General features: G+C 38.2%; 8 protein-coding genes. 4 read left to right on the top strand and 4 right to left on the bottom strand.

What is annotated here, in order from left to right; translation table 11 throughout:
• Positions 1–2 precede the first annotated feature (2 nt).
• Entirely contained in the window at positions 3–437 is a 435-nt protein-coding gene (gene rnhA / locus BAZSYMA_RS01130; protein ID WP_090714710.1) for a ribonuclease HI, read from the bottom strand.
• Positions 430–2190 (bottom strand): N-acetylglutaminylglutamine amidotransferase, encoded by a 1761-nt coding sequence (locus tag BAZSYMA_RS01125; protein ID WP_090714707.1) that lies wholly within the window; start codon positions 2188–2190, stop codon positions 430–432. Before BAZSYMA_RS01125 ends, rnhA begins: the two co-directional genes overlap by 8 nt.
• 57 nt (positions 2191–2247) lie before the next feature.
• Between BAZSYMA_RS01125 and leuC the strand changes: the two genes are divergently transcribed.
• From leuC to ruvA, 4 genes are read left to right on the top strand one after another with little or no spacing between them, the layout of a single operon-like run.
• Complete coding sequence (gene leuC / locus BAZSYMA_RS01120; RefSeq protein ID WP_090714704.1) at positions 2248–3651, top strand: 3-isopropylmalate dehydratase large subunit; 1404 nt, start codon at positions 2248–2250, stop codon at positions 3649–3651.
• Between the two features lie 11 nt (positions 3652–3662).
• Positions 3663–5360 (top strand): DUF262 domain-containing protein, encoded by a 1698-nt coding sequence (locus BAZSYMA_RS01115; RefSeq protein WP_090714701.1) that lies wholly within the window; start codon positions 3663–3665, stop codon positions 5358–5360.
• Positions 5353–5967: a 3-isopropylmalate dehydratase small subunit gene (leuD, locus tag BAZSYMA_RS01110; RefSeq protein ID WP_090714698.1), complete on the top strand. Its 615-nt coding sequence runs from the start codon at positions 5353–5355 to the stop codon at positions 5965–5967. Before BAZSYMA_RS01115 ends, leuD begins: the two co-directional genes overlap by 8 nt.
• Before the next feature lie 21 nt (positions 5968–5988).
• Complete coding sequence (gene ruvA / locus BAZSYMA_RS01105; protein ID WP_090714695.1) at positions 5989–6576, top strand: Holliday junction branch migration protein RuvA; 588 nt, start codon at positions 5989–5991, stop codon at positions 6574–6576.
• Positions 6577–6593: 17 nt separating this feature from the next.
• Here the strand turns inward: ruvA and BAZSYMA_RS01100 are convergent, their stop codons facing one another.
• Entirely contained in the window at positions 6594–9647 is a 3054-nt protein-coding gene (locus tag BAZSYMA_RS01100; RefSeq protein WP_090714692.1) for an efflux RND transporter permease subunit, read from the bottom strand.
• An 88-nt stretch (positions 9648–9735) separates the two neighbouring features.
• On the bottom strand, positions 9736–11547 hold the full coding sequence (gene typA / locus BAZSYMA_RS01095; RefSeq protein ID WP_090714690.1) for a translational GTPase TypA: 1812 nt from the start codon (positions 11545–11547) through the stop codon (positions 9736–9738).
• Positions 11548–11720 lie beyond the last annotated feature (173 nt).

Genomic DNA, 11720 nt, shown 5'->3' with positions numbered 1-11720 from the left:
CCCTAAAAATTATCCATTGCCTGATTGGCTAATAAATCCGCCATATTATTGCCTTTATCGCCACTATGACCCTTAACCCAAAACCATGAGACCCGATGCTTTTGATTGAGCTCATCTAATTTTTGCCATAAATCCACATTTTTAACAGGTTTTTTTGCCGCTGTTTTCCAATTTTTTTTCTTCCATCCAGTAATCCATTGTGTTATCCCGTTCATCACATATTTTGAGTCGGTATATAAATCAATGTGGATACTGCTTGATTTAATTGCCTCCAACGCCTTAATTGCAGCCATGAGTTCCATGCGATTGTTGGTGGTGTCTTTCTCTGCACCATTGAGTTGCTTCGAATACTCACCATAGCGTAACCACACACCCCAACCACCAATACCTGGATTACCTCGACAGCCGCCATCAGTATAAATAAGTATTTTATCCATCAATATTCACTTGTAACCAATATTCTAATAACGCCAAATGCCACAGGCGTGAACCATTCAGCGCTGTCATATATTGCTCAGGCTGACTGATGACTTTTTGCACAAAATTTTGATTATAAAGCCCTCGGTTAATGCACTGAGTAGAATTAAGAATATCTGTCATAAATTCTAAAAATTCACCACGCACATATTTGAGTGCCGGCATTGGAAAATAGCCTTTTTTTCTATCAATCACGCTATCAGGTAAAAGCCCGCGTGAGATATGTTTGAGTGGATATTTGCCCCCATCACGCATTTTTAAACTCGGTGGTATGCTCAGTGCATGCTCAATCAAATGGGTGTCCATAAACGGAACGCGTGCCTCCAAACCCCATGCCATAGTCATATTGTCCACGCGTTTCACTGGGTCATCAACGATTAAACGGGTAATATCAGTACGAAAAATCTTATCCATAAATTCTCCCGTATTGTCCTTAGAAAATTCTTTATTTAGCCAATCTTGCGTGTGATTACCTGTGTGATAACTTGCATTGACCGTTTGTAAATATTCTTCATAAGGTCTATCAACATAGTGTTTGGCAAAACGCTCAAATTCACTACCTGATTCGCTTTGCATACGCGCATACCAAAAATACCCAGCAAAAGCCTCATCTGCACCCTGCCCTGATAACACCACTTTAATATGTTTTGACACTTGTTCGGATAACAAATAAAACGCCACTGCGTCCTGCCCTACCATTGGTTCTGCCATATTTGCTACTGCCTCTTCAAGTCGTGGCAATACCTGTGAATTGCTCACTATATACTTTTCATGCTTAGTATTGAATTTCTTAACAATTTGGTCAGAATATTCAAACTCTGAACCGCTCTCATCGTCAATATCTTCAAAACCAATTGAAAAAGTACGAATATCTGAGTGTCCTGCCTCATGCAAAAGTCCAACCAATAACGAAGAATCCAACCCACCTGAGAGCAGCACACCAATTGGCACATCGGCTGCCAACATTCTTTTATCAACAGCTTTAATCAGTAATTCATGCGTTTTTTCTAAATATTCCTCATCTGTCAAACCCGTTCTTTGTGCTTTTGGTTGCCAATACTGTTTTTCAACAATCTTGCCCTTGCTGTCAATACTCAAGGTGGTGGCAGGCTTGACTTTATTAACGCCATTTAAAATGGTATTCGGTGCTGGCACTACGCCGTGCAAGGATAATTGTTGTTGTAACGCTATTGAGTTAATACTGGTATCTGCGCCAATTACGCTCAAAGCTTGCGTATTAGAAGCAAAACTAAATGTTTGATTTGTAAGATTAAAATACAACGGCTTGATCCCCATTCTATCACGCGCAACAAACAATTTTTTGCCATCCCAAATACAAAAAGCAAACATACCATCCAGGTGCAAAACACAATCTTCACCCCACAGATGATAAGCCTTAAGAATGACTTCAGTATCAGAAGTAGAGAAAAATCTATAACCTTGTTTGATTAAATCTTGACGCAAGGATTTATAGTTATAAATCGTACCATTAAACACCAAGCTCAGACTTAAGGTATCATCCACCATCGGCTGGTGTGCGTGATTAGATAGATCAATAATGCTCAAGCGTCGATGCCCAAGCCCTACATTTTTACCAAGCCAAATACCACTATCATCAGGACCACGGCGGGCAATTTTTTGCATCATTGTTTCTAAGTCTTGCGACTTAACCACTTGCTTATCAAATCTTAATTGACCACAAATACCACACATATTAAAGTTATAGAGAATGTAAAATAGTCTATTTTATCAAGTTATTGACTATCAGTAATGACTCAAGCACAAACACTTTACGACAAATTAATGAATGCACATGTGGTGCGTGAAGAAAAGAGCACTGCACTTATTTATATTGATAGACAACTCATTCACGAAGTTACCTCTCCTCAAGCCTTTGAAGGCTTAGCAATGGCGGGTAGAAAGCCCTGGCGATTACAAGCAAACTTAGCTGTGCCTGATCATAATGTGCCAACCACAAATCGCTCATCAGGCGTGAATGGTATTACAGACCCTATCTCTAAATTACAAATTGAAACACTGGATAAAAACTGCAAAACATTTGGTATTAATGAAATACCAATGAACGATATCCGTCAAGGCATTGTGCATGTGGTTGGCCCTGAACAAGGCGCCACGCTACCAGGAATGAGCATCGTTTGTGGCGATTCGCACACTTCTACACATGGTGCATTGGGTGCATTGGCATTTGGCATTGGCACTTCGGAAGTAGAGCATGTTTTAGCCACAGGTTGCCTGTGGCAATCTAGGTCAAAAAATCTCAAGATTGAAGTGAATGGTGAGTTGGATAAATATGTCAGTGCTAAAGATGTGGCACTTTATATCATCGGAAAAATCGGTACTGCAGGTGGCACAGGCTATGCAATTGAGTTTTCAGGTAGCACCATTGAAAATCTATCAATTGAAGGCAGAATGACCTTATGCAACATGGCAATTGAAGCAGGCAGTCGTTGTGGCATGATAGCAGTTGATGACAAAACCATTGACTATGTCAAAGGCAGAGCGCTATCTCCAGCAGGTAAAAACTGGGATAAGGCGGTTAAATATTGGCATACCCTACGCTCTGATGATGGTGCACATTTTGACAAAATATTGAGTTTTAAAGCCAATGATATCAAACCACAAGTTACTTGGGGTACTTCGCCTGAAATGGTCATCGCCATTGATGAGGTCGTGCCTAACCCTAAAAACGCCAAAGATGAAGTACAAAAAACCAGTTGGGAAAATGCGTTGAATTACACACATCTTAAAGCCGATACTAAGATTTCAGACATTAAAATTGACAAAGTTTTTATTGGCTCCTGCACCAACTCTCGTATTGAAGATTTACGCATTGCTGCTGAAGTTGCAAAAGGCAAACATATTGCCAGCAACATCAAACTTGCCTTGGTCGTCCCTGGCTCTGGTTTGATTAAAAAACAAGCTGAAGATGAAGGTTTGGATAAAATATTTATAGATAGCGGGTTTGAGTGGCGTGAAGCAGGTTGCTCTATGTGTTTGGCAATGAATGCAGATAAACTAGAAGCTGGTGAACGATGCGCTTCAACTTCAAATCGCAATTTTGAGGGTCGTCAAGGACAAGGTTCATTCACGCATTTAGTTAGCCCTGCAATTGCTGCTGCCAGCGCGATTGCGGGTCATTTTTCAAATGTTTGAGGCGTAAAAATATGTCATTTCTTACCATGGAACCCAGCAACCAAACTTTTAAAGCTTTAATGAGTAACGGCGTTAAATATAATGTACCGCGTTTTCAAAGAGATTATTCATGGGATCAAGAACAATGGGAAGAGCTATGGGAAGATATTGAAAATTTAAACGAAGAAGAGCATTATATGGGCTACATTGTCCTTCAGCGTAATGAAAAAGATAAAAACAATTTTGTAATCATTGATGGACAACAGCGCCTTATTACCTTGTCTTTATTTGTATTGGCATCCATGAACAAGATTCAAACGCTGATCAAGGAAGATGTAGACCGTAAAAACAATGAATTAAGGCTAATGGGTTTGAGAAATGATTTTATTGGCATGCTAAGCAGAACAACACTTATGTCTTATAACAAACTCGTCTTGAACAGAAACAACAACGCTAAATTTAAAGCGCTAACTGAAGATTTAGTGCCACTTTTAAGGAGAAATCTAACCAAAACAGATAAATTAATGTCGAATTGCTTTGAGTTCTTTTGTAAAAAAATAACAAAAAAATCTGGCTCTGATGTTGTAGGTTTTATTGAAAAAATAACAGACAGCATGTTGTTCACTAAAATTATTGTAGATAACAATTTAAATGCTTACAAAGTTTTTGAAACGCTAAACGCTAGAGGCGTTCAACTGTCAACGCCAGATTTACTTAAAAATTATTTATTTTCAAAAGTTGTCAATAACAATCAACGTACTGTTGATGAGAACGAACTTAATGACATGGATGAAAAGTGGAGCACAATCATTTCAGAATTAGGGGAAGGAAATTTTACGGACTTTGTGCGTTATTACCATAACACGCATTACTCTTTAGTTACCAAGAAGAGATTATTTGTCAATATTAGAAATAACATTCAACGACCGCAAGAGGCTACAGACTATTTAAGAGATCTATCGAAATACGCCCCTATCTATGCAGCACTCAACGATGCAGAAGATAAATTATGGGGCAATCCAGATTATGATTCAGTCAAACCCTACTTAAAGGCTTTTAAATTATTCAACATTAAACAGCCGTTTTTACTGCTATTAACCGCTTATGATAAGTTTAGTACCGATGAGTTTGTAAAACTTGCCAAATATTTATATATTTTATCTATTCGTTACAATGTCATTATTCACTCTTCGCCCAACGAGCAAGAAAAGACTTACAACACATTAGCAATAAAAATTTCAAGTGGAGAATTGGAACGAGCAAGTCATATTAAAAATCAACCAGAGTTTAAGCAGTTATATCCCAACGATCAAGCGTTCCAATCCGTATTCAAATATCATACTATGCCCAGCCGACAAAGCAATAAAAAAATTCGCTTTCTATTAACAGAGGTTGAAAACAAACTGGCAAACACCGCCTCAGATTACAACACTTGGACTTTAGAGCATATTACTCCCTATAATATCACCGAAGAATGGGAAAAATATTATCAAGGGCAACATCACCAAGCTGTTGACAGATTGGGTAATATGACGCTATTAATAGAAAAAGATAACCAAAACTGCGGTACTCAACTGTTCAATGAGAAAAAGGCGATTTACCAAAATTCTCACTCTAAACTCTCTCAAAAAATATCTGAATACGCAGAATGGAATAGCGAAACACTTGAGAGTCATCAAGACTGGCTGGCGCAACAAGCCGTAAAGACTTGGAGTATAAATTATGAATAAATTTACTACACTAACCTCTATTGCCGCACCGCTTGATAGAGCAAATGTGGATACCGATGCGATTATCCCTAAGCAATTCTTGAAATCCATCAAGCGCTCTGGTTTTGGCGTGAATTTATTCGACGAGTGGCGCTACCTAGACCACGGCGAAGTAGGTATGGACAATAGCAAGCGCCCACTCAATACAGATTTTATTTTAAATAAATCTGAGTATCAAGATGCACAAATACTTTTAGCAAGAGAGAATTTCGGCTGTGGATCAAGTCGCGAGCATGCGCCTTGGGCGTTAGAAGATTATGGTTTTCGGGTGATTATTGCACCGAGTTTTGCCGATATTTTTTACAATAATTGCTTTAAAAATGGACTCTTACCAATTGTGCAAGATAATAATGTGATGGACGAATTGTTTGCATTTGGCAATGCAATCACCATTGACCTTAAAGCGCAAACTATCCTTGCTAATAGCAAAACTTACACATTCGATATTGATGGCGAACGCAAACGACGCTTAACAAACGGCTTAGACGATATTGACCTAACTTTGCAATATGCTAAAGAGATTAAAAACTTTGAAAAAAACTACTTCAAAACTTATTCTTGGTTGTAAGAAGGCTATAATTTAGCTATCATGATTGGGCAATTAACAGGCAAAATTTTAGAAAAAAACCCACCTGAAGTGCTACTTGAGGTAGGTGGTATTGGCTATGAAGTGCTTTGCCCAATGCCTACTTTTTACGCCATGGAAAATAGAGGTGAACTGACGCTACATACACATTTTCATGTTAAAGAAGATGCGCAAACACTGTACGGCTTTATCTCTAAAGATGAAAAAACCATATTCAGAGAGTTGATTCGTGTCAATGGTGTTGGACCTAAAGTGGCATTAGCGATTTTGTCGCATCTTGATATTGCCACGCTAATAAGTGCAGTTGCCAATGATGATGATGTATTGCTGGCGAAAACCCCAGGTATCGGCAAGAAAACTGCACAAAAGTTGATTGTCGAACTTAAAGACCGTTTGGCAAAGCTTGAACTCATCAATACCAACAATCAGACTGTTGCACTCAGTAGCAGTAACCCAAACACTGGTAAAGCATTATCTGCACTACAAGCGCTCGGCTTTAAGGTTAAAGAAGCTGAAAAAATGCTGAGTGCAATTACTGATAATTCATTAAGTACTGAACAACTTATTCGCTTGGCACTTCAAAACAAATAATAAAAATTAGTCAGAGATTAAGTCTTAAGCTTAGTTTTCTTTCTTTCTATCCAGTTCACAAACTCATAATTCATTAAGTACAGACACGGCAGTAATACCAAAGTCATTAAAGTACCGAAGAGTAACCCATAACCTAACGACAATGCTATTGGTTGCAAGAGAAAATCGCTACCACCAATACCATAAGCCAGTGGAATGACGCCTGCTAAAGTGGTGAGTGTGGTTAGCACAACTGCACGCAAACGCTCTTTTGCACCACGCACCACCCATTCAAACACAGGTGTAGTGGTGGATAATTTTTGTTTTAAATAATTCAGGTGCGATACCATGACCAAAGAGTCATTTACAATCACACCAATGAGTGCCAAACCACCTAGCATGGCAAAAAAGCTGAGTGCTTGAGCGTGCAGGAAAAATGCCCAGATAACGCCAATAGCCGAAAATGGAATAGCACTTAATACCAATAATGGTTGAGTATAAGAATTAAACAATAGAACTAATAATAAAAATATTGCAAAGACTGCCATTATGAACGCCTTTAGCAAACTCTTCATCGATTTTTGCGTTTCTTTTGCACCGCCTTCATTCAAAATACGAACATCAGGATACAAAACAGCTGCATTTAGTTGTTTTAATACTTGCTTAATAACAGCTTGTGATGTCGTTACTTGGTCATCAACACTACCGCTGACTAGCACCGAACGCTGTCCATCAAAATGATTAAAATCTGGTTCTCCGTCAATGTATTGAATAGATGAAAATTGCTTAAGTGGTACTGGTCTAGCATTACGGTTACTAATTTTTAATGTGCTAATAACGGCTTCAGATTGGTTTGGACTACCTAAGTACATACGAAAATCAACATCAGTATCGCCATAACGGATATCAGTCACATCAATGCCAGTAAAAGCAGACCTTAGATAACGATTTACAGTTGCAAAATCAACATTTAGCCTTGCCATTTTTTCAAAATCAAGTGCCACTTCAATGCGTGATTTACCTAACTTATCGTCTCTATCAATATTATCTAGTCCTTTGATATTGGAGAAAATTTTCTCAATTTCATTAGCAGCGCCTCGGCGTTGCTCATCGTTATTACCAATAACTTGTATCTCAACATCTTCACCTTGTGGCGGACCTGGTCGCTTAACTGAAAAGGTCAGTTTTTCAACTTCTGGAATGTCTTTAGCGTGATTTTTCAACTGTAATAGTAATATTTTTACTTGTTGCTTTCTTTCCCCAGAAGGCACCAAGTCAATATTAAATTTTGCCACATGGTCAAATTCTCGACCAATGGTATTGGTCAGTGAATCTAAGTCATCACCCACTATTTTGGTAATTAACTTTTCTACTTTCTGACTAATTTGCATTGTATGTTGCAGAGAACTACCCGCTGGCATTTGTAGTTTTGCATTAATTACATCCGCACCTATAGCAGGAAACAAGGTAAAGCGCATTTGTGTTGTGGCAAAATATATTGAGCCTAGCAAAACCACTAGAAATGCTACTACCACCAAATAACGCAGCTTTAATACTTTATTGAGAAAGCCTTCAAACCATTTTTCAATTTTATCAAACAAAGCTTGCCCAAGCGGTTTTTCATCTAAACCAGCCAGATGTGCTGGTAGGGCGATTGTTACTTCTATAAAAGACAGCGTAAGGGCGAAAATCACCACCAGTGGAATAACATAAATAAATTTACCCATCGTCCCATCCATTAAAAACATAGATGAAAATGCGAAAATAGTGGTTAATATCGTGGTAACTACGGGCATAATAACGCGTTTAAAACCGCGTATAACAGCCTGATATTTATCTCCTCCCTTGTGCTTATAGCGATGGATGCTTTCTGCCACAATAATTGAATCATCCACCACAATACCCAGCACCAGTATCATTGCTGCCAAAGATACTAGGTTAATAGTCTCACCACTCGCACCTAATAGTGCCACTGCACCTAATAGCGATACTGGTAAACTAAGTGCCACCCAAAATGCTGTTTTTAAAGATAAAAATACACCAAGTACAAGCAATACCAATAACAAACCAATCACACCATTCTTGGTGACAATATCAAGTCGATTACGCACAAATTTAGATAAATCAGAAGAATAAAAAATATTCAATTTTGGATATTTTTTACTCTGCAGTTCGTTTACTTTTTCTTTGATTGAATCAATGGTAGTAATAATGTCTGCTTGCTCTTGCTTACGAATTTTTAGAATAAAACCTTTGTTGCTATTAACACGAATGATAGATTTTTCCTCAACATTGCCATGAGTAATACTGGCAATGTCTTTTAAGCGTATTACAGGCCCATCAAAACTTGACTTAACAATCACATCACCAACGGCCTGTGCTTTGTCAAAATTGGCTAATACGACAATGGTTTTTTCATTAATAATGTCATGATTATTTCCTACTGTATAACGCTGATTGCGTTTTTCAATGGCATCAATCACTTGCGGCAGGGATAGTTCATATTGATAGAGTTTATCAGTATCGATTCTGATTTGGATTTCTCGGTCTAAATATCCTTCCTTAACCACTTCAGAAATCCCATCAACCAACTCCAGCTCTCGGGCAATTGCATCAACGCTATTTCTTAATTCAGAAAAAGAGAGAGTTTCACTACTAAGGTTCACTTTTAAAATACTTCTAAGTGAGTTTTTTTGGTCGACTACTTTGGGTAAGTCCACCACCTCTTTTGGAAAATCTCTAACTCGGTCAACTGCATTGGTAATTTCTTGTTTTAAGGCACTAATATCACTTGTATCTTGAGATAGTGTTACTAAAATACTAGAAACCCCTTCACGAGAAAGTGAGGAAAAGTTATCAATTCCTGTAATGCTTCGAAGTTCATCTTCGATTGGATTAGTAACATTCTGTTCAACATCCTCAGGAGAAGCACCAGGGTAAGTTGTAACAATAGTAACAACCTCAAAATCTACGGCAGGAAATTGGTCTCTTTGGATATTGAACAAAGAAAATAATCCAATAACAATAACACTTACGGTAAAAACCAGTGCTAACTTTTTTTGTTTAACAAAGAAATTAAAAAAACTGTCCATAACGCACTAGTATACCAAAACACCTAAACAAAAAAATAGTTACCGAGGGACTCATAACATCATAAATATGATAAGTTTTTGCGATTTATTAACTATTGCGCGCTCTTTTTCTCTCAGTTTCAGTTAATAGACGCTTACGAATACGCGTATTGTTTGGCGTTACTTCAACCAATTCATCATCATCAATAAACTCTAATGCTTGCTCTAAATCAAGCTTAATTGCAGGCGTAAGAGACACAGCCTCATCAGTACCTGAGGCACGAACATTGGTGAGCTGCTTACCTTTCATAACATTTACCACCAAATCCTTATCACGCGAGTGAATGCCCACCACCATACCTTCATAAATATCAGTATTGTGTTCAACAAAGAATTTACCTGATTTTTGCAAGTTAAAAATCGCATATGCCACTGCTTGACCTTGTGTCATAGAAATAAGCGAACCATTATTTCGCTGCCCAATCTCACCCTCTTTTCTTGGCTTGTAAGCATCAAATGAAGAGTTCATTAAGCCTGTGCCTGTCGTAGCGGTTAAAAATTCTGTTCTAAAACCAATCAAACCGCGTGCAGGGATATTAAAATCTAATTTCACTCTACCATTGCCATCAGGCATCATATTGGTTAATTCGCCTTTGCGCTCGCCGAGTTTTTCCATTACTGTGCCTTGATGCTGACTTTCAACATCCACGCTCAAATCTTCAAACGGCTCACAAATCACCCCATCAATCTCTTTTAAAATTACCTGTGGACGACCTACTGCCAACTCAAACCCTTCACGGCGCATGGTTTCAATCAATATAGATAAATGTAGCTCACCCCGACCCGATACTAAAAACTCAGATGGGTCTTGTGTATTTTCAACACGAAGTGCCACATTGTAAATAAGCTCTTTATCCAAACGGTCACGGATATTTCTTGAAGTAATGTATTTACCATCTTGACCTGCAAACGGCGAATCATTGACACGAAATGCCATTGATACTGTTGGCTCATCCACACTAAGTGGTGGCAAGGCTTCAACGGTTTCAACATCACAAATCGTATCTGAAATAGAAATACCTTCAATACCTGTGACACAAGCAATATTACCCGCCTCAGCGCTGTTTGTATCTATCTTTTCCAAACCCATAAAGCCCATCAAATCTGCAATTTTGGCCTTGCGCTGCGCACCATCAGCGCTCACCACCATCACTTGCTGATTTTTCTTAATTGTGCCACGGGTAATGCGTCCAATACCAATCGCACCAATAAATGATGAATAGTCTAAAGCAGTAATTTGCATTTGCAATGGTGCATCAACATCAACATCGGGTGCCACTACTTTATCCACAATGGTTTCAAACATTGGTGTCATGTCACCTGAGCGTACATCGTCTTCTAAACTCGCATAACCATTAATACTTGAAGCGTAAATAATTGGAAAATCTAATTGTTCATCGGTTGCACCCAATTGATCAAATAAATCAAATACTTGGTCAATCACCCAATCAGGGCGTGCTGCATCTTTATCAATTTTATTAATCACCACGATTGGATTAAGTCCTTGGTCAAAAGCCTTCTTAGTCACAAAACGCGTTTGTGGCATTGGACCTTCCTGTGCATCTACTAATAGCAAAACTGAATCTACCATTGACAGTACACGCTCTACCTCACCACCAAAGTCAGCGTGTCCTGGCGTGTCAACAATGTTAATATGATAATCATTCCACTTAATCGCCGTGTTCTTACTAGAGATAGTAATACCTCGTTCTTTTTCTAAATCATTAGAATCCATCATTCTATCACTTGACTCAAAGCGCTCATTAAAAGTCTGAGACTGCTCCAATAATTTATCAACCAGTGTCGTTTTTCCATGGTCAACATGGGCAATAATGGCAATATTCCTAAGCTTATCGTTCATTTTATGATATTGAAAGTGTTTAAAAAATTCGCTATTATCCCCTAAAGTATCCCTATATTAGCATTAAAATAAAGACAATTAGCCAAAACATTGGATTGCAACACTTATTTTGTCAAACCGTATAAAGGCATTATATTTATAAATTGAGTTATCCAAAAATTTGCTGTCCCTAA

This window comes from Bathymodiolus azoricus thioautotrophic gill symbiont (genome assembly GCF_001298715.1).
Taxonomy (GTDB): domain Bacteria; phylum Pseudomonadota; class Gammaproteobacteria; order PS1; family Pseudothioglobaceae; genus Thiodubiliella.
This window is presented reverse-complemented; position numbering and strand designations above follow the sequence as displayed.

What these genes read in the sequence shown, in the direction of transcription:
- rnhA (WP_090714710.1), bottom strand. Translation starts at nt 437, where the DNA reads ATGGATAAAATACTTATTTATACTGATGGCGGCTGTCGAGGTAATCCA.
- BAZSYMA_RS01125 (WP_090714707.1), bottom strand. Translation starts at nt 2,190, where the DNA reads ATGTGTGGTATTTGTGGTCAATTAAGATTTGATAAGCAAGTGGTTAAG.
- leuC (WP_090714704.1), top strand. Translation starts at nt 2,248, where the DNA reads ATGACTCAAGCACAAACACTTTACGACAAATTAATGAATGCACATGTG.
- BAZSYMA_RS01115 (WP_090714701.1), top strand. Translation starts at nt 3,663, where the DNA reads ATGTCATTTCTTACCATGGAACCCAGCAACCAAACTTTTAAAGCTTTA.
- leuD (WP_090714698.1), top strand. Translation starts at nt 5,353, where the DNA reads ATGAATAAATTTACTACACTAACCTCTATTGCCGCACCGCTTGATAGA.
- ruvA (WP_090714695.1), top strand. Translation starts at nt 5,989, where the DNA reads ATGATTGGGCAATTAACAGGCAAAATTTTAGAAAAAAACCCACCTGAA.
- BAZSYMA_RS01100 (WP_090714692.1), bottom strand. Translation starts at nt 9,647, where the DNA reads ATGGACAGTTTTTTTAATTTCTTTGTTAAACAAAAAAAGTTAGCACTG.
- typA (WP_090714690.1), bottom strand. Translation starts at nt 11,547, where the DNA reads ATGAACGATAAGCTTAGGAATATTGCCATTATTGCCCATGTTGACCAT.